The sequence below is a fragment of the Burkholderia reimsis genome, from assembly GCF_003294055.1.
Lineage (GTDB): Bacteria > Pseudomonadota > Gammaproteobacteria > Burkholderiales > Burkholderiaceae > Burkholderia > Burkholderia cepacia.
Genome location: NZ_QMFZ01000029.1, coordinates 61,429 through 80,139 on the forward strand (window position 1 = coordinate 61,429; position 18,711 = coordinate 80,139).

At 66.8% G+C, this 18,711-nt stretch carries 12 protein-coding genes; 9 read left to right on the forward strand and 3 right to left on the reverse strand.

Annotated features, from left to right (window positions below; translation table 11 throughout):
- Positions 1-51: 51 nt before the first annotated feature.
- From DPV79_RS28600 to DPV79_RS28630, 7 genes are all read left to right on the forward strand, one after another.
- Positions 52-1,257, forward strand: coding sequence for a capsule biosynthesis protein (locus DPV79_RS28600; protein ID WP_060073445.1), 1,206 nt, complete (start codon positions 52-54; stop codon positions 1,255-1,257).
- Positions 1,250-2,041: an SDR family NAD(P)-dependent oxidoreductase gene (locus DPV79_RS28605; protein ID WP_113047071.1), complete on the forward strand. Its 792-nt coding sequence runs from the start codon at positions 1,250-1,252 to the stop codon at positions 2,039-2,041. Before DPV79_RS28600 ends, DPV79_RS28605 begins: the two co-directional genes overlap by 8 nt.
- Entirely contained in the window at positions 2,038-3,570 is a 1,533-nt protein-coding gene (locus tag DPV79_RS28610; RefSeq protein ID WP_113047072.1) for an LTA synthase family protein, read from the forward strand. The genes DPV79_RS28605 and DPV79_RS28610 overlap by 4 nt, the downstream gene beginning before the upstream one ends.
- A gap of 3 nt (positions 3,571-3,573) precedes the next feature.
- Positions 3,574-11,208, forward strand: coding sequence for a type I polyketide synthase (locus DPV79_RS28615; protein ID WP_113047073.1), 7,635 nt, complete (start codon positions 3,574-3,576; stop codon positions 11,206-11,208).
- The gene (locus DPV79_RS28620; RefSeq protein ID WP_113047074.1) at positions 11,205-12,122 is read left to right on the forward strand and encodes a UDP-3-O-acyl N-acetylglycosamine deacetylase; all 918 of its coding nucleotides are present in this window, start codon (positions 11,205-11,207) and stop codon (positions 12,120-12,122) included. The genes DPV79_RS28615 and DPV79_RS28620 overlap by 4 nt, the downstream gene beginning before the upstream one ends.
- 64 nt (positions 12,123-12,186) lie before the next feature.
- A complete protein-coding gene (locus tag DPV79_RS28625) occupies positions 12,187-13,515 on the forward strand; it encodes an aminotransferase class I/II-fold pyridoxal phosphate-dependent enzyme (protein ID WP_113047075.1) in 1,329 nt (442 codons plus the stop codon).
- Positions 13,512-14,192, forward strand: coding sequence for a GNAT family N-acetyltransferase (locus tag DPV79_RS28630; RefSeq protein ID WP_113047076.1), 681 nt, complete (start codon positions 13,512-13,514; stop codon positions 14,190-14,192). The genes DPV79_RS28625 and DPV79_RS28630 overlap by 4 nt, the downstream gene beginning before the upstream one ends.
- Before the next feature lie 111 nt (positions 14,193-14,303).
- On the opposite strand, the gene cysC is transcribed toward DPV79_RS28630, so the two are convergent.
- The 3 genes from cysC to DPV79_RS28645 all read right to left on the reverse strand — a co-directional run bounded on the left by cysC (position 14,304) and on the right by DPV79_RS28645 (position 16,990).
- The gene (gene cysC, locus DPV79_RS28635) at positions 14,304-14,867 is read right to left on the reverse strand and encodes an adenylyl-sulfate kinase (protein ID WP_113047094.1); all 564 of its coding nucleotides are present in this window, start codon (positions 14,865-14,867) and stop codon (positions 14,304-14,306) included.
- Positions 14,868-15,612: 745 nt separating this feature from the next.
- Positions 15,613-16,446, reverse strand: coding sequence for a class II glutamine amidotransferase (locus DPV79_RS28640; protein WP_113047077.1), 834 nt, complete (start codon positions 16,444-16,446; stop codon positions 15,613-15,615).
- A 214-nt stretch (positions 16,447-16,660) separates the two neighbouring features.
- Positions 16,661-16,990, reverse strand: coding sequence for a carboxymuconolactone decarboxylase family protein (locus DPV79_RS28645; protein ID WP_006484989.1), 330 nt, complete (start codon positions 16,988-16,990; stop codon positions 16,661-16,663).
- A gap of 130 nt (positions 16,991-17,120) precedes the next feature.
- On the opposite strand from DPV79_RS28645, the gene DPV79_RS28650 reads away from it, so the two are divergent.
- Together DPV79_RS28650 and yiaA are read left to right on the forward strand one after the other, a co-directional pair.
- Entirely contained in the window at positions 17,121-18,068 is a 948-nt protein-coding gene (locus DPV79_RS28650) for a cupin domain-containing protein (protein WP_113047078.1), read from the forward strand.
- A 102-nt stretch (positions 18,069-18,170) separates the two neighbouring features.
- On the forward strand, positions 18,171-18,614 hold the full coding sequence (yiaA, locus tag DPV79_RS28655) for an inner membrane protein YiaA (RefSeq protein WP_048022391.1): 444 nt from the start codon (positions 18,171-18,173) through the stop codon (positions 18,612-18,614).
- The last annotated feature ends 97 nt before the right edge of the window (positions 18,615-18,711 follow it).

The following is an 18,711-nucleotide window of genomic DNA, read 5'->3' on the forward strand; positions in this document are numbered from 1 at the left end:
GGATCAACAAGAGCAGGCCAATTTTTCGAATAAGTCCGCGTTCCCCATACCATGCCTCGCTCATTTCTAGTGCTGCAAGGCACGGCGTCGTCTTTTTTTGCCCGGCTTTCCATCGCCCTTCGTGCACGTGGTCACGTCGTTCGCCGAATCAATTTCTGCGGGGGCGACTGGTTCTACGACGGAGGCGGCCCGAACGTCAACTACCGGGGAGCGCCCTCGAATCTGTCCGAGTGGTACGCCGATCTCGTGCGTCGTGAGCGAATCACCGATGTCATCATGTTTGGCGATTGCAGGGAGGTCAACCGGCACATGCATCCGATATCCGAGTCACTCGGGCTGCGCGTGCATGTGTTCGAGGAGGGTTATGTCCGCCCTCACTGGATCACGCTGGAACGCCACGGTGTCAACGGACGCTCGCTGATGCCGACGGATCCGTCCGAATATCTGCGTCAGCGGGATGTCGTCCCGTCCGCTCAACCCGGCCAGCCGACTGGCTATAACCTTTACGAGCGCGTCTTTCACGACATCACGTATCGTGTTGCCAACGCGCTGCTTGCGTGGCGCTTTCCGCGCTACCGCAGCCACCGGCCGCGCAACGGGGTCGTCGAATACGCAGGACTTGCGCTTCGCGCGCTGTTGCAGGGGCGCCATCACCGTCAGGCCGAGGCAGTCACACGCGAATTGCTCGACACCGCCTGCCCCTATTACCTGTTTCCGCTTCAGCTCAATTCCGATGCGCAAATCGTTGTGCATTCGCCGTTCGACGGGGTACGCGATGCGATCGACTACGTCGTCCGTTCGTTTGCACGGCATGCGCCGCAAGACGCGACGCTGCTGATCAAGAACCACCCGCTCGACACCGGCATGATCGAATATCATCGCTTCGCGATGTCGATAGCGCGCGAGGCGGGTATCGGCACCCGGCTGCGTTTCATCAACTCGGGCCACTTGCCGACGCTGCTCGAGCATGCGCACGGCGTGGTCGTGGTGAACAGTACGGTTGGCTTGTCGGCACTGCACCACGAGCGTCCGCTGGTAGCGCTCGGGACTGCCATTTATAATATGCCCGGCTTGACTTGGCAGGGAAAGCTCGACGATTTCTGGCAGGGCGGTACGCTGCCGGACATGCATCTCTATCACGCCTTCCTGGACTACGTGATGCATCACACGCAAATCAACGGCGATTTCTACACACGAACCGGCATCGAGATGGCGGTTGCGGGGGCGGTCGAGCGCCTGGATCGCGCGGATGCCTGATCAACTGCCTCGAAGCATCGTCATCACCGGCGCGAGTGCTGGCCTCGGTCGTGCGCTCGCGCTCGCCTATGCGCGACCGGATGCAACACTCGGTCTTGTCGGTCGCGACCTCGTCGAAGTCGAGAGAACGGCCGCGGCCTGCCGCGCGCGAGGCGCCATGGTCGACACGGGTACAGTCGACGTGCGTGACGCCGAGGCGATCGCCGCATGGCTGGCCGATTTCGATCGCCTCCACCCGATCGATCTGCTGATCGCGAATGCTGGCGTGGCGAGCACGATCACCGACGCCAGCGACTGGGAAGACCTCGAGCGCACGGCCCGCGTCATCGACACGAATCTCTACGGCGCATTGCATACGGTCCTGCCGGTCGTCGACCGGATGCGCGAGCGTAGGCGTGGGAGAATAGCGATAGTCAGCTCGATCGCCGCATTGCGCGGCATGGCGATCTCGCCTGCCTATTGCGCGAGCAAAGCCGCGATCAAGGCCTACGGCGATTCGGTGCGCCCGTTGCTGGCTCGCGATGGCGTCGGTGTCACGGTCGTTCTGCCCGGTTTCGTGAAAACGGCGATGAGCGATGTGTTTCCAGGCGACAAGCCATTTCTCTGGAGTGCCGAGCGTTCGGCCGCCCATATCCGCCAATGTCTCGATGCCGGTCGTAGCGAGATCGCATTTCCGAAGTTGCTCGCGTTCGGCATGCGGCTCCTGACGCTTTTGCCCGTTGCGGTCGCCGACACCATTCTCGATCGTCTGTCATACCTGCCGTCGAAGGAACGGGTCAATTGAACTCGCGTCTTGTCGTGACGCTGGCGGTCACCATTGCGCTGTCTTTCGCGGTCGATGCGATCGCGGTTCCGCGCGCGCCGCTGCGACGGCCGCTGCTGTCGTCAGTGCTTCACATTCTGTCAGTATTCTTCGTTTTCGATCTGGTATTTGCCGCCACCTCTCGGCCGCTGTTTGCGGCCGGTGCATCGCTTGCGCTCGTCGGTCTCGTCGCTGCGGTCAGCAACGCGAAGTACGAGTCGCTGCGTGAGCCGTTCGTCTTTACCGATCTGAGCCTGTTCAGCCAGTTGTTTTCGCATCCCCGTCTTTACTTGCCATTCCTGAGTGTCGGCAAGGTAGTCGCCATCGGCGCCGGCATCGTGCTTGTGATCGCAGGCTTTATTGCTGAGCGGCCGGTGTGCGCCGGCTTCAATGTGCTGGCCTGGCTTGCGGTGGGCCTGTCGATCGTGCTTGCCGTGATTTTGGCCGCACGCGTGCCGCTTACGCTTGATCCCGTTGCGGATCAGAGTCGATGCGGCTTTTTTGCCGTGTTCGTCGCCTATCTGCTCAACGGGCTGAGTCCCGCCACGTTCGGGCGGTTCCGTGACGTTATGGCGACCGGGCCGTTCGCGACCGGCAAGTCGGTGCGGCGTCCGGACGTGATCGCGATCCAGAGCGAATCGTTTTTCGACGCGCGCAGGCTCGGCGACACGATCGCGCCGGGGCTCTTCAGGCGCTTCGACGAAGCGCGTCGCGAGGCGGTTCGGCATGGCGAAATGGCCGTGCCTGCTTGGGGGGCAAACACCATGCGGACGGAATTCGCGGTGCTGACCGGCTTGGAATCCTTTTCGCTCGGGTATGCACGTTTTTACCCATATGTTTTTGTAAGAAGCAAAATCGCCTCGCTTGCCTCTTGGTTTGCCCGTTGCGGCTACGACACAGTCGCGATTCATCCCTATTACGCCTCTTTTTTTGGGCGCGACCGGGTATTTCCGTTGTTCGGCTTTGCGCGCTTTTTCGATATCCGTCACTTTTCGTCGGCGGCTCGGGCAGGCGCCTACGTGGCGGACGCGGCAGTGTCCGATGCGATTGTCGCGGAACTCGAGTCGGGGGAGGGCGAGCGTCCGCGCTTCGTCTTCGCGATGACAATGGAAAACCACGGCCCATTGCACCTCGAGCAGGTTTTGCCTGGTGAATCGTCTTCGAGGCATACTCTTGGCGAAGACGCCTCTTGGCGCGACTTGACGGCATATTTACGGCACATTGAAAATGCAGACGCAATGATCGGGCGCTTGCTCGATTATTTGCGTACCAGCGATCGTGAAACGGTTGTTTGTTTCTACGGCGACCACGTTCCCGCACTGCCTCACGTATTCGAAAAGTTGGGCGTTAATCCGCAAAACAGCGACTACTTCATTTGGCGGAATTACGGCGCAGATACCCCCGAATGCCGAAATCTGGCGGCCGAGGAACTCGGATCGGCACTGCTGCATGTGGTACAAGATGACGGAAACCGCACGAAACAGCCGTGCGCATCCGAGAAAGCGACATAAAAGATGAACAGTAAGATTGCAATAATTGGGGTGGCTTGTCGGTTTCCCGGGGGCGCTAACGATCTTGGCGACTTCTGGCAACTGCTGCGCGACGAACGCGACGCAGTGACCGAAATCCCTGCCGATCGCTTCGGCACCGATTTCTACCAGCACCCGTCCAAGCGCGAACCGGGCAAGAGCTACACGTTCTCGGCCGGCGTCGTCGACAACGTCGCCGGCTTCGACGCCGCGTTCTTCGGCATTTCCCCGCGCGAAGCGGCCCAGATGGACCCCCAGCAGCGCCTGCTGCTCGAACTCGCATGGGAAGCGTTCGAGGACGCGGGCGTGCGCCCGGCCGACATGCGCGGCAGCAACTGCGGCGTCTTCGTCGGCGCCGCCAGCATGGATTACGGCAACCGCAACATGGACGATCTGAACGTGATCGATCCGTATTCGGCGACCGGCAACACCCTGAGTATCGCGTCGAACCGCGTGTCCTACCTGTTCGACCTGCGCGGCCCGAGCATGTCCGTCGATACGGCCTGCTCGTCGTCGCTCGTCGCGCTCCACCAGGCCGTCAAGGCACTGCAGTCCGGCGAAGCCGACATGGCGCTCGCGGGCGGCGTCAACCTGCTGCTGCACCCGTTCGGTTTCGTCAGCTTCTCCAAGGCGTCGATGTTGTCGCCGCGCGGCCGTTGCCGCGCGTTCGATGCAACCGGCGACGGTTATGTCCGATCGGAAGGCGGCGCGTTCGTGCTGCTCAAGCCGCTCGACCGCGCGCTCGCCGACGGCGACACGATCCATGCGGTGATCGCCGGCTCCGGCGTGAACTCGGTCGGCCATTCGCCGGGCGGTATCAGCGTGCCGGGCGCGGCCGCGCAAGCATCGCTGCTGCGCAGCGTCTACGCGCGCGCGGGCATCGATCCGCAGTCCCTGGCGTATCTCGAGGCACACGGCACCGGCACGGCGGTCGGCGATCCGATCGAGGCGCGTGCGCTGATCGACGTCGTGTCGGGCGAGCGCCCGGCCGATCGTCCGCTGCTCATCGGTTCGGTGAAGACCAACATCGGCCACCTCGAAACGGCGTCCGGCATGGCCGGGCTGCTGAAGGCCGTGCTGTGCCTGAAGCATCGCGCGGTACCGCGCTCGCTGCATTTCGTCACGCCCAATCCGGGCATCGATTTCGACGGCGGGCGTCTGCGTGTCGTCGATCGCTTCATGCCGCTCGACGCGGGCAACGCGCCGCTGACGGTCGGCGTCAACTCGTTCGGCTTCGGCGGGACGAACGCACACGTCGTGCTGACCGAGGCGCCGGCTGCAAACGAGGCGTCGGCGGCCGCGCCCGAGCCGACTCACGCGCAGTTGTCTCCGCTCGTCCTGACCGCGCGCAGCGCGAATGCGCTCGGCGCGCTCGCGGGCCGCTATCTGTCGATGCTCGACAACGGCGGTGACTGGCAGGCGCTTGCCGCCGCGGCCGCACGTCGTCGTCAATGGCTCGAGCATCGCGCGATCGTCGCGCCGGCCGACGCGGCCGAAGGCCGTGCGGCACTCGCGGCGCTGGCCCAGCCGGCACCGGAAGGGTTGCCCGCCTGCGTGGCGACCGGCCAGGCCCCGGCCGACACGCCACGCACCGCGCTCGTCTTCTCGGGCAACGGCTGCCAGTGGGTCGGGATGGGCAACGAGCTTTATGCGGAGAACGCCGTCTTCCGCGCGGCGCTCGACGAAGTCGACGCGCTGTGGTGCGCCGACGGCAGCCCGTCGCTGGTCGACGTGATGCGCGGTGGCCCGAGCGCGGAATGGCTGGCCGGCGCGGGCGCCGAATGGCTCGCCGCGACGGAGAACGCGCAGCCGCTGCTGTTCGCGATCCAGGTCGGCATGATCCGCGTGATCGACGCGCACGGGATGCGTTACGACGCAGCGATCGGCCATAGCGTCGGCGAGATTGCGGCGGCGTGGGTGACGGGCGCGCTGTCGCTCGCCGATGCGGTGCGCGTGATCAAGATCCGCAGCCGCGCGCAGGCGATGACGCGCGGCAGCGGCCGGATGGCGGCCATCGGTATCGGCGATGCAGCGGCGCGCGAACTGATCGCGCGCCACGGGCTTGCGCGCCGTGTCGAGATCGCCGGCATCAACAGCCCCGATGCGGTGACGCTCGCGGGCGAGCTGCAGGGTCTGCAGGCACTGGAAGCGGCGCTGCGCGGCAGCGGCAAGTTCTTCCAGATGCTGGATCTCGACTACGCGTTCCACAGCAGCCACATGGATCGCATCGAGCCGGTCGTGCTGGCCGAACTGGCGAGCCTGCGGCCGCAGTTGGGCAACGGCACGTTCGTGTCGACCGTGACCGGCGGCGCGCTTGCCGGTACCGAGCTCGATGCGCGCTACTGGTGGCGCAATATCCGTGAGCCGGTGCGCTTCGGTGACGGCATCGCGCATCTGATCGAGCAGGGCGTGCGCCTGTTCGTCGAGGTTTCGCCGCATTCGATCCTGCGTACGTACGTGAAGCAGGCGCTCACGGCCGCCGGCGCAACCGGCACGGCGCTGCCGACGCTCAAGCGCGGTCACGGCAGCGCGGCGACGCTGCGGCAGGCGATTCTCGCGACGATCGCGCACGGCGCGAGCGTCGATCCCGACCGCTTTGCGCCGGGCCAATCGCGTGCCACGTTGCCGTCCTATCCGTGGCAGCGCGACCACTTCTGGCTGACGCCGACCGTCGAAGGCTACGGCCTCGTCAATCGCCGTCGCGAGCATCCGCTGCTCGGCTATCGCCTGCATGAGCACGCATTCGCGTGGGAAAACCAGCTCGATCCGGCGAAGCTGCCGATGCTGGCCGATCACGTCGTCGACGGCGGCGTGGCGTTCCCGGGCGCGGGTTACGTGGAAATGGCCCTCGCCGCGGCACGGACCTTCTTCGATACGCCGGATGCGGCACTCGAAAACGTCGAGATCCGCACGCCGGTCGTATTCCAGCCGCAGCAGGCGAAACTGTTCCGGCTCGTGATCGAGCCGCGCACCGCGACCTTCACGATCGAGACGCGCGACCGGATGTCCGACAGCGCGTGGACGCTGAACGTGACGGGGCGGATGCTGGAAAGCGGCAACGCGCTCGGCGATACGAGCATCGTGCCGTCCGCCGTGCTCGATCGTCTGCTCGCGCTGCCCGCGGCCGACGGCGACACGCTGTACGCAAACACCGCGGCCATCGGCCTCGGCTACGGGCCGGCGTTCCGCTGGGTTCGCACCGTGCGGGTTGCCGCGAGTGACGGCGAGGCGCTGGCGGACGTCGCCGCGCCGGCCGCATGCGGCGATGCGCGGGCCTTGTCCGCGTATCTGCTGCATCCGGCGCTGATGGACAGCGGGTTTCATCCGCTGTTCGCCTTGCTGGCGGCGCACGCCCGCGAAGGCGAGCATCCGGCTTACGTGCCGGTGCAGATCGGCCGGGTCGACTATCTGCGCGGCGACACGGTCGAGCGGGTGCGCGTGCAGATCGACCGGCACAGCCCGCATTCGATCGTCGCGCATTTCGAATTCCTCGACGCGCGGGGCGCGATCGTCGCGCGGCTCGGCGGTTGCCGGTTCCGGCGCGTCGATCTCGTCGGCCGTCGGCAGAACCTGCCTGCACGCTTCGTCTATCGCCTTGAAGACATGCCGCTGCCGGGCGACGTCGATGCAGCCGGTTTGCCGGCTCCAGACGCGCTGCTCGCGCAGGCCGTCGCGCGGCTGGAGGCAACCGGTAACGACGTCCGCCGGACGCAGCATCTGACCGAAATCCTGCCGCTGCTCGACGTGCTGGCGAGCCTCTACGCGCTGCGCGCGTTCGATGCGCTCGGTGCCTTCGCCGGCACGTGGCAGCCGGCGGCCGGGCGTGCGGCGCTGGCCGCGCGTCTTGCCGACATGCTGGTCGAGGATGGTCTCGCTCATCGCGACGGCGCGCTGCTCGTGCGCGACGACGCAGCGTGCGCGGCGCTGCCGCCGCTCGACGAGCTGTGGCGCGGGCTGCTGGCCGAATCGCCGGGGCACGTGGCCGAACTGACGCTGCTCGCGCATTGCGGCGCGGCGTTGCCCGACGTGCTGGGCGGCGCGAAGGATGGCGCCCGCTTGCTGTCGCCGACCGGGCACAGCCTGGTCGAGCAGCTCCTTGCCGCGTCGCCGACGTGGCAGCACGTGCACGCGTTGCTGACCGCAAGCGTCGAGCAGGCGGTCGATGCATGGCAGCCGGCACGCCGGCTGCGCGTGCTCGAACTCGGCGCGACGGACGGCGACGTGCTGCAGACGCTCGGCATGCATCTCGCTGCGGCGCGCTGCGACCACACGATCGCGGCGACGGCCGGCCAGCTGGCCGGTTTCGACACGGATGCGGAAGCGGTGGTGCGCACGGTGGCGCTGCAGTCGGGCGAGCGGCTGTCGCTGTCGGCCGATGACGCCGGGCCTTACGACCTGATCGTCGCGAACCGCGCACTGAGCGACCGTCATGATGTGGTCGATGCACTGAATGCGATGCGGTCGTGGCTGGCGCCGGGCGGACTGCTGCTGCTGGCCGAGTCGCGCCACGGCCGCTTCTCCGACATCGTGTTCGCCTCGCAGGCAACGTCGACGGAAGCCGCTGCCGCCGCGCCGCTGGCGCCGGCGGATCTCGAGGCAGCCCTCGCACGCGCGGGTTATGTCGACGTCGTGCGGCACGTCGAGCAATCGCTCGATCTGGACGGTACGCCGACGTTCGTCATCGCGCGCAACCCCGCGAGCGCCGCTGCTGCGCAACGCACCGGCGACGCGAGCGATCTCGACACGCTCGCACGCAACGAACAATGGCTCGTGATGCACGCGCCGGGTGCCGCCGGCGGTTTCGGCGGGCAACTGGCCGATGCGCTGGCGCGCGCGGGTTATCCGGCCGACATCGTGGACATCGCGCATGCGGCCGACGCGATCGCGTCGTTGCCGGCCGGGCAGCCGGCGCACGTGGTGTTCTGCGCACCGGAAACGCCGCTGGCCGAATCGGCGACGGGCGACGGCCTGATGGCTGCGCAGCGTCACGGCGCGATCGCGCTGGCGGCGCTCGTCCGCGCGCTCGGCGCGCAGCCGAACGCGGCCACGCGCTTGACCGTCGTCACGCGCGGCGGCGCGCCGTTCGCCGGGGCCGCGAATGCGCATCCGGAACAGGCAACGCTGTGGGGCCTCGGTCGCGTGCTGGCGAACGAGCATCCCGAACTCGCGTGCCGCCTGATCGACGTCGATCGCGCGGTGGACGGGATTCCCGACGCACTGATTCGCGAGCTGACCGGCTCGGCGGTCGAGGAAGAAGTCGTCCTGGGCGCACACGGGCGTCTGGTGCCGCGCATGCTGACGGCCGCGCAGGCCGCAGCCCGCAGCGATGGCGCGATCGCGCGTGCGGCCGTGCTCGCGTTCGATGCACCGGGCTCGTTGCGCAATCTCGAATGGTTCGCGTTGCCGGAAAGCGCGCTGGGCGCGGACGAGGTGGAGATCGAGCCGGTTGCGACCGGCCTCAATTTCCGCGACGTGATGTATGCGATGGGGCTGTTGTCCGATGAGGCGGTCGAGACCGGTTTCGCGGGCGCGACGATCGGCATGGAACTGTCCGGCCGCGTCGTCCGCGTGGGCAGTGCCGTGACGGCATTCGCGCCGGGCGATGCGATTCTCGGCTTCGCGCCGGCCTCGTTCGCGACGCGCGTCAGGACGCGCGCGCAAGCGATCGCGCTGAAACCCGAGCGTCTGACGTTCGAGGAAGCCGCGACCGTGCCGACCACGTTCTTCACCGCGTATTACGCGCTCGTCGAACTCGCGCGGCTGCGTCGCGGCGAACGCGTGCTCGTGCACGGCGGCGCGGGCGGCGTCGGGATCGCTGCGATCCAGCTTGCGCGCCACTTCGGTGCGGAAGTGTTCGCGACGGCCGGCAGCGACGAGAAGCGCGAGTTCGTGCGCCTGCTCGGTGCCGACCATGTGCTCGATTCGCGCAGCCTCGCGTTCGCTGACGACATTCGCGTGCTGACGGGCGGGCAGGGCATCGACATCGTGCTGAATTCGCTCGCCGGCGAAGCGATGGTGCGCAGCATCGACACGCTGCGTCCGTTCGGTCGTTTCCTCGAGCTCGGCAAGCGCGATTTTTACGAAAACAGCCACATCGGGCTGCGGCCGTTCCGCAACAACATCAGCTATTTCGGCATCGATGCCGACCAGTTGATGGGTGCGTTGCCGGAGCTGACCGAACGCCTGTTCGGCGAAGTGATGGCGCTGTTCGCCGCAGGCGTGCTGCATCCGCTGCCGTATCGCGCGTTCCCCGCCGAACGGGCGGAGGATGCGTTCCGCTACATGCAGCAGGCGCGCCAGATCGGCAAGGTACTCGTGACCTATCCGTCCGGCACGCCGGCGCCGACGCGCGGTGTCACGCGCGCGGGCTCGCTCGCGCTCGATCCGCATGGCACGTACCTGGTGGTCGGCGGCACGGGCGGGCTCGGGTTTGCGAGCGCGCGCTGGATGGTCGAGCGCGGCGCTCGCCGGCTGACGCTGGCGAGCCGTTCCGGCGAGCTTGCCGGTGCGGCCCGCGAGGAGGTCGAGCGCTGGCGCGCGACGCTCGGCGTCACGGTCGATGTCGTCTCGTGCGATGTGACCGATGCCGCGGCGGTCGATGCGATGATTGCCGCGATCGTGCGGCGCGGCAGCCCGCTCAAGGGCGTGCTGCATTCCGCGATGTCGATCGACGACGGCCTCGTGCGCAATCTCGACGATGCGCGGATGGCCACGGTGCTCGCACCGAAGGTGGCCGGCGCGTGGAACCTGCACCGCGCGACACGCGCGCTGCCGCTCGACCTGTTCGTCGTCTATTCGTCGGCGACGACCTATCTCGGCAATCCGGGGCAGTCGAACTACGTCGCGGCCAACACCTTCCTCGAGGCGCTCGTCGAACATCGCCGCGCGGCCGGGTTGCCCGGCACGTTCATGGCGTGGGGCCCGCTCGAGGACGTCGGCTTCCTCGCGCGCCACGCGGATACACGCGAGGCGTTGCAGTCGCGGATCGGCGGTGCATCGATCACGTCCGACGAGGCGATGGCCGCGCTCGAGCGCGCGCTGGTCGCGGGCGCGGCCGGCGAAGCCGTGGTCCGGCTCGACTGGCATGCCGTGGCGCGCGGGATGCCCGCCGCGAAGGCACGCCGGTATTCGCTGCTGCAATCGCATGCGAAGGGCGGCGATGCGCGCGACGGCGGCACGCAGTTGCGGGAAGAAGTGCTGGCCTTGCCGCGCGACGAAGCTATCGCGCTGGTTGCCCGGATGCTGCAGGCGCAGATCGCGCGGATCCTGCACATGACGCCGGATCGCATCGCGCTCGACAAGTCGGTGCTCGACATGGGCATGGATTCGCTGATGGGGATGGAGCTCGGCCTGGCGGTCGAGGAAGCGTTCGAGGTCAAGCTGTCGGTGATGGCGATTGCCGAGGGCGCGTCGGTGACGACGCTGGCCGGACGCATCGTCGATTCGATCGGCGCGTCGGCCGATGCGTCCGACGCCGGGGCGGCGACCGATGCCGCTCAGGAGGCCGTTGCGGCGCTTGCCGCGAAACACGCGATCGAAGGCGAAGCGCGCGCGATGCTCGATACGCGGGCGGCGCCCGTGGCGGGCCAGGTGTCGCCGACGCTGGAGGTCGCGCGATGAGCGCGCCGTCCGGCTGGGCGACGCGCCAGGGCACGCTGGCAGGTCCGCTGGCGATCGATGGTCACGGGCTGCACACGGGGCGCCGGGTGGGGGTGCGGATCCTGCCCGCGCGGCCGGAAGACGGCGTGACGGGAATCGTGTTCCGTCGCGTCGCGCAGGGGCGCACGCTCGCGACGCTGCCGGTCGATCCCGCGCTGCGCCGCGCCCAGCCGCTCTGCACGATGCTGCGCAATGCCGACGGCGTCGGCGTTCGCACGATCGAGCATCTGCTCGCGTCGCTGCTCGCATGCGAGATCGATCACGCGATCGTCGAGATCGACGCCGAGGAAGTGCCGATTCTCGACGGCAGCGCCACGCCGTGGGTGGATGCCATCCGCGCGTGCGGCCGGGTCGCGCTCGATGCGCCGAAACGCTTTATCCGCGTGCTGCGGCCCGTCGTCGTCGGGGATGGCGAGGGTGACCAGCGGCGCGAAATGCGGATCGAGCCGGCGCCGCGTTACGAACTGAGCGTGCGCAACGACCTGCGCGGCTTCGGCGACATGCATTGGGACGGTGCGCTGACGCCGGCCGCATTCGAAACCGAAATCGCGCCGTCGCGCTCGTACGGGCGCGTGAAATGGGCCGTGCCGGCGATCGTCGCCGGCTATCTGCGCGGCGTGCCGATCCTGCGCGGCGCACGGCCGTCGTGCACCGCGTCCATCGTCGGCAGCCGCGTGCTGGGCGGGATGCGCTTGCCGGATGAATTCGTCCGGCACCGCGTGCTCGACCTGGTCGGCGATCTCGCGCTGGCCGGCGCGCCGCTGCTGGCGCGCGTGAGCGCGTTGCGGCCGAGCCACGAGATGAATTTCCGGCTGGTCGTCGCGCTGCTGGCCGCACCCGACGCGTGGCAGTGGGCCGAGTTTTCCGACGCGTGACACCACGTCTTTTCATGACGCGCGGCGTAACATAGCGTCTTTTCGAGATTAAGCGAAGGAAGCAATGGCACTGGGAGAGCATCTTCGCCAGCAACTGGCGGCGAAAGCGCTGAAACGGCAGCTGGAGCGCGCGACGGATGCTGCCGCGGCACCGGGCGTGCCCGGCACGCAGGCAGCGCAGACCGCATCGGCGCGCAGCCGCTTCGAATCGATGCCGCAGTATCAGCAGGTCAGGATCATGCGCGAGATGGGCGAGAAGCTGCGTGTCGACTCGCCGTTTTTCCGCGTGCACGACGGCGTCGCCGGTGCGACGACGCAGATCGGCGGACGCGAATACCTGAACTTCGCAAACTACAACTACCTTGGCCTGGCTGGCGATCCGGACGTGTCCGCGCGCGCGAAAGCCGCGATCGACCGGTACGGCACGTCGGCATCGGCGAGCCGGATGGTCGCGGGCGAACGCCCGGTGCAGCGCGATCTCGAACGCGCGTTGGCCACGTTCTACGAAACCGACGACTGCGTCGCGTTCGTGAGCGGCCACGCGACGAACGTGACCGTGATCGGCGCCCTGTTCGGCCCGGGCGACCTGATCGTCCACGATGCGCTCGCGCACAACAGCATCGTGCAGGGCGCGCAGCTGAGCGGCGCGAAGCGGCTGAGCTTCGCGCACAACGACTGGCAGGCGCTCGACGAACTGCTCGCGCGCGTGCGCCGCGAATACCGGCACGTGCTGATCGCGATCGAAGGGCTGTACAGCATGGACGGCGATTTCCCCGACCTGCAGCGCTTCGTCGACGTGAAAACGCGCCACGGTGCATTCCTGCTGGTCGACGAGGCGCATTCGCTCGGCGTGCTCGGCGCGACCGGCAAGGGCATCCGCGAGCATTGCGGCGTCGCGCCCGACCAGGTCGACATGTGGATGGGCACGATGAGCAAGACGCTGGCCGGCTGCGGCGGCTTCATCGCCGGCTGCCAGCCGCTCGTCGACATGCTGCGCCATCTGGCGCCGGGCTTCCTGTACAGCGTCGGGCTGGCGCCGACGCTCGCCGAAGCGTCGCTGGCCGCGCTCGAGCGCCTGCAGGCCGAGCCGGAGCGCGTCGTGCGACTGCAGGCGCGCGGGCGGCAGTTCCTGAACGAAGCGCGCGCCGCCGGGCTGAATACCGGCACGAGTGCCGGGTTCGCGGTCGTGCCGGTGATCACGGGGAGCTCGCTGAAGGCCGCGCAATGGGCCAATGCGATGTTCGACGAAGGGATCAACGTGCAGCCGATCTTCTATCCGGCCGTCGAGGAAAAGGCTGCGCGCCTGCGTTTCTTCATCTGCTCGACGCACGAGCCGGAACAGATCAGCCGGACGGTCGCCGTGTTGTCGCGACTCGCGGGGCGCAGCGGATGACGCTGGCCGGTGCGTTCGCGCAAGCGGCTCCGCGTGCCGGCGAGCGCGTGCGGTTTCGTGCGGCCGAGGCGAACGACGCGGCGTCGTGCGGGCCGCTCGTGTTTGCGTCCGGCGTGGCGGAATTCGGTTTTTTTCTCGGCGAAAGCGATGCGCGCTGCATCGCTTTCCTGCAGCAGGCATTCCGGTCGCGCCATGGGCGCTTCTCGTGGCGCCGGCATCGCGTCGCGGTCGCTGACGACGGCAGCGTGCTCGCCGTGATGGCGATTCACGACGGGCAACGGACGATGTTCGACGACGTGCATGTCGTGTGGGCGCTGGCGCGCTTCTTCGGCGTGCGCCGCACGATTGGGCAGCTGTTGCGCGGGCTGGTTCTCGAAACGGAAATTCCGGCGCCGAAGCGTACGCAGATTCTCGTCGCGCATTGCGCAACCGACGAGCGACAGCGCGGCACGGGGATCTTCAGTGCGTTGTTCCGTGACGCGCTGGACACGGGGGCATTGCCGGCCGACGGCAGCCGCGATGTCGTCCTCGACGTGCTGACCCGCAACGCGAGGGCCCGCGCGCTGTACGAACGGCTCGGGTTCGCCGCACTGCCGCGGCCGCGCGCCCGTTCGCGCCGGCTGCCCGCCGGACTTGATTCGGTTCGGATGCGGTTTGATCGTCGCGGCCAACCATGACAGTCGGTCGGCGAGGCGTAAAGCAGGCAGTTCAACCGTCGCCCGCCAAAATGGCGCGCCGAAAAAGGTGGGGGTAGTAGGCGAGCTGACGAGCCGGCGGTCGTGCCGGTATCAGCCGTTCAATGGCAATTTCTGAATGATTGCGTGCACGCATTCCAGCGGGCTTGCTTTACCCGTGCGCACATGCACGTCGGGCGATACCGGTTTTTCATAGGTCGATTCGATGCCGGTGAACTGCCGAATGGCGCCTTGCCTTGCCAACGCATACAGCCCCTTTGGGTCGCGCGCTTCCGCGACATCCAGCTCAACGTCGACAAAGACTTCGAAAAACTCCCCGGGGGCAAAGCGCGCGCGTGCCCTGGCGCGCGCTTCCTGGAACGGCGAGATCAGGGCGACGATGACGACAAGCCCTGCATTCACCATCAGGCGCGCGACCTCGGCCGTCCGACGAATATTCTCGTGGCGGTCCGCGTCACTGAACCCCAGATCCTGATTCAATCCTTCGCGGAGCTGGTCGCCATCCAGCAGAAAGGAACGAAGGCCTCGAGCATCGAGCTGTTCCTTCAGGAGATTCGATAGCGTCGATTTTCCGGCACCGGAAACCCCGGTGAGCCATACCACGAAGGCATGATCCTGCTTCATGCTGGAAAGCACGGATTGATTACCCGTCAGCATGACAGGGAGAGTGGTCTGGAGATCTTGAGTCATCTCGGATTCGATGTGCCGGGAACTGCGTCGCTACTTTATTGTGGGTTCGGATTCGTCCGTAGGCGAATTGTAACGTGCCTTCTGAATTTTTGTAACTTGAATATTTTAATCAGGAATAAAGCTTTGTCCATGTATGGTGCGACGGCTTGCACGCAGTATCTGTTCGGTAATGATTTCCGGTTCTTCGTAACGGATCGAAATAAACGCGCGTGGCCGAGAAGGCGTAAAGGCGCGTAGAATTTTCGCCCCTTTCGCCTTCCAGTCGCGCTTGCAGCTAGTCCCGGTGGGGGCCCGTGCCACCGGGGGAGCCGGGAGAGCAAACGACTGGTGCCGTATTCGTTAGAAGAATGACGACGATTTCCAGAAGAGGTGCCGCAGAATTCCTGCAAACATCCCCGACCGTCAGCTGATTATGTCACTCGATTCCTGGCTGGCATGAAATTGCAAGAGTATTAATTTTTTATTCAGCAGAATCTGCAGAAGCGTCCTCGCGGTTTGCTTCCGTGGCTCTACTCCGTCGCTGAGTTATTGAATCGGCGCATTATTGGCGGAGTCCTGCTCGATTATTTTTATCGGGCACGGGTGCGCATCCCTTCCGGCTACCGTCGCGGTAGCGAGTGCCGGCTACTGAAAACGGGACGGCCGCGATTACCATGTCGCGCTGACGTGCTCGATACCGGAATGCGCTCCATTTCTTCAGGACTGCAGTGCGTCACTTCCGCCGCGGCGCGAACGGCCGCTGCTGCACATCAGCACCCTGCGCGACGATCGCCATGCTCTCCGGCACTTCCTCCCACGCGCCGCGCAGGTCGACGAGCGGCTCGGACACGACCATGAACGCGTCGTCGCCGGCTTCGGCGATGCGCGGGTTGTGCGGATACAGCTCATGGAGGTGCTTGAACGACGTGCTGTGGAACAGCGAACGCGACTGTCGTTCGCTCGAATAACGCACCGCGATGATCCGCTCGCCGTCGGTCGCGCAGATCGTCATGTTGAGCGGTTCGGCCACGCGGTGGCGCGCGGCCGTTTCCTCGACCATGCCGACCATCCGCTCGAGCGCGGGCAGCGGCATCTGCTCGAGGCCGTAGGTCAGCGCGAGGCGGAACATCAGTTCGGAGTCGGTCGAGCCTTCGAGCGTCGGGAACAGCGCGGGATCGACCTTCATCGTCAGGTCGCGGCGCAGCTTGTGGAAGTCGCGGATCAGCCCGTTGTGCGCGAACAGCCAGCGGCCGTGGCGGAACGGGTGGCAGTTGGTTTCCTGCACCGGCGTGTCGGTGGCCGCGCGGATATGCGCGATGAACATCCGCGAGCGGATCGCGCGTGCGGCTTCGCGCAGGTTGCGGTCGTTCCACGCGGGATGCACGGAGCGGTAGCGGAACGGCAGTTCGTCGGGGTGCCCGTACCAGCCGATGCCGAAGCCGTCGCCGTTGGTGGTCGTCGCCCCCAGCTCCGAATGCAGGCTCTGGTCGATCAGCGAATGCTTCGCGCGGAACAGCACGGTCTCCAGATGGATCGGATTACCCGTATAGGCGAGCCAGCGGCACATGGAGCGCTCCTTCACGATGGATCGTTCGCGCATGGTAGCCGACTTCGCGGCGCATCCTCGCCCGCGTGCGCCGGGCCAGCCATTCGGGCAGGTACGCTGGCCAATCGTCATACGTCATGTGCCCGGATGCGCGGTGCGCAACCGGGCAGACATGCAGCCATGAAACCATGCAGCCGGGCGCCGCCACGCGACGGTAGCGCCGCGGCCGTCAGGTTCAGTCGCCGAGCGCGTCCATCACGCGTGCCGAATAGACGAGCGCCGCACCCGCGTTCAGCGCAATCGCGACGCCGAGCGCTTCCGCTACTTCCTCCTTCGTCGCGCCATGCTTGGCCGCTTCGGCCGTGTGCACGGCGATACAACCGTCGCAGCGTGTCGTGACCGCCACCGCGAGCGCGATCAGCTCGCGCGTCTTTGCGTCGAGATGGCCGGTCTTCGCGCCGGCGCCGGATAGCGCCTTGTAGCCGGCCAGCGTGTCCGGCGACAGCTTGGCGATGTCGCCGATACGCGTCGAGAGTTCCTTCCGGTATTCGTTCCAGTTCAGCATGATGCGTCCTTTTCGAGAAGTGGTTAGGAGGGCGGCGGGCGCCGCGATCTCGGGCGATGCAGGGTTATTCTGATCGTTCGCGCTGAGGGTTTCGATACGCTAGAGTGTCAATTTTTAGCGCAATCGTCTCATGGATGCCCTGAGTCAACTGCTGTCGCTGGGCCGCAGCCATGTCGAGCTCGACGTGCGCTGCCTGCTCGGCGGGCCGTTCGCGATGCCGCACGACCCGCTGCCGCCGGGCGAGGCGGCGTTTCACCTGGTGCTGGCCGGGACGTGCCGGCTGCATACCGCGGAAGGGCGCACGCTGCAGCTCGCCGACGGCGATTTCGTGCTGCTGCCCGCGGGCGGTTCGCACGAGCTGCTCGACGCTGGCGCGGGCCGGTCGCGGCCGGTTGCGGCGCTGCGCGAACACGGCGCCGGCGGCGGCGCGGTGCTGCCGGTCAAGTCGAATCTCGATCCGGCCGAACCGGGCGGCGCGAGCGTGGACCTGCTGTGCGGACGGTTCGTCTATGCACGCGGCGCGGGCGAACTGCTGATGCGCACGCTGCCGCACGTGCTGCATGTCGGGCTGCGCGAGGCATCGGGGTTCGCACCGCTGCAACTGCTGACGAGCGTGCTGCGTACCGAGGCGTCGAATGGGCAGCCGGGCGCCGGCGCGATCGTGAATGCGCTCGGCCAGGCACTGCTCGCGTATGCGTTGCGCGCGTACGGCCGTGGCGCGCGCGTGCCGTCCGGCTGGCTCGCGCTCGCTGCCGATGCGCGGCTCGGCCCGTCGGTACAGGCCGTCCTGCAGGCACCGGAGAAGCCGTGGACGGTCGAGTCGCTCGGCGACACATCCGCGATGTCGCGTGCGACGTACGCCCGGCATTTCCGCGAGCGTGCCGGAATGAGCGTCGGCGCGTTCGTCGCACAGATCCGGATGATGCATGCGTGCGCGCTGCTGCAGGACACGCAGCGCGGGCAGGCGGAGATCGGGCAGGCGGTCGGTTACCAGTCGGAAGCCGCATTCGGCAAGGCGTTTCGCGCGGTGCTCGGCACGACGCCGGGGCGCTGGCGACGTGCGCAGCGCGAATCGTAAGACTGCAAGCAAGCCGTCTTGCCGCGTGCCAAAGCTGCTACCATGCGCGAAATGCAGTTCAACGAAAACGATTTCGAACAAGAAGAAAGAGAGGGCAAAGCAATGAACCAGACCACCATCCAGCAACCGTCGTTCGCGTTCGTGGCCGCATCGTGGGCCGCGCTGCTCGCCGGTTTCGCAGCATTCCTGATCGGTCTCTGGAACGCCGGCATGCAGCTCAACGAGAAGGGTTACTACTTCACCGTGCTGGTGTTCGGCCTCTACGCGGCGATCTCGCTGCAGAAGAGCGTGCGCGACCGCGCGGAAGGCATTCCCGTCACCGGCATCTACTACGGCCTCAGCTGGATCGCGCTGCTGCTGTCGATCGCGCTGCTGATCGTCGGCCTGTTCAATGCGACGCTGCAACTGAGCGAGAAAGGCTTCTACGCGATGTCGTTCGTGCTCGCGCTGTTCGGCTCGGTGGCCGTGCAGAAGAACACGCGCGACCTGCAGAACGCGAAGCCGCGCTATGCCGACGCCGAATCGGCGCCGTCCGTCCAGGAGTGACCACACGCGAAGCGGGCGCCTTCCGGGCCGCCCGTTTTGCGACGACGGTCGCGAGCGACCCGCACCCGCCTATGCGTGCGGGCTCGCCGCCCATTCG

Excerpts from the sequence above, each read along its gene's own strand:
- DPV79_RS28600 (WP_060073445.1), top strand. The coding sequence starts at position 52 with ATGCCTCGCTCATTTCTAGTGCTGCAAGGCACGGCGTCGTCTTTTTTT.
- cysC (WP_113047094.1), bottom strand. The coding sequence starts at position 14,867 with ATGCTGACGGGTAATCAATCCGTGCTTTCCAGCATGAAGCAGGATCAT.
- DPV79_RS28605 (WP_113047071.1), top strand. The coding sequence starts at position 1,250 with ATGCCTGATCAACTGCCTCGAAGCATCGTCATCACCGGCGCGAGTGCT.
- DPV79_RS28615 (WP_113047073.1), top strand. The coding sequence starts at position 3,574 with ATGAACAGTAAGATTGCAATAATTGGGGTGGCTTGTCGGTTTCCCGGG.
- DPV79_RS28645 (WP_006484989.1), bottom strand. The coding sequence starts at position 16,990 with ATGCTGAACTGGAACGAATACCGGAAGGAACTCTCGACGCGTATCGGC.
- DPV79_RS28620 (WP_113047074.1), top strand. The coding sequence starts at position 11,205 with ATGAGCGCGCCGTCCGGCTGGGCGACGCGCCAGGGCACGCTGGCAGGT.
- DPV79_RS28630 (WP_113047076.1), top strand. The coding sequence starts at position 13,512 with ATGACGCTGGCCGGTGCGTTCGCGCAAGCGGCTCCGCGTGCCGGCGAG.
- yiaA (WP_048022391.1), top strand. The coding sequence starts at position 18,171 with ATGAACCAGACCACCATCCAGCAACCGTCGTTCGCGTTCGTGGCCGCA.
- DPV79_RS28650 (WP_113047078.1), top strand. The coding sequence starts at position 17,121 with ATGGATGCCCTGAGTCAACTGCTGTCGCTGGGCCGCAGCCATGTCGAG.
- DPV79_RS28640 (WP_113047077.1), bottom strand. The coding sequence starts at position 16,446 with ATGTGCCGCTGGCTCGCCTATACGGGTAATCCGATCCATCTGGAGACC.
- DPV79_RS28625 (WP_113047075.1), top strand. The coding sequence starts at position 12,187 with ATGGCACTGGGAGAGCATCTTCGCCAGCAACTGGCGGCGAAAGCGCTG.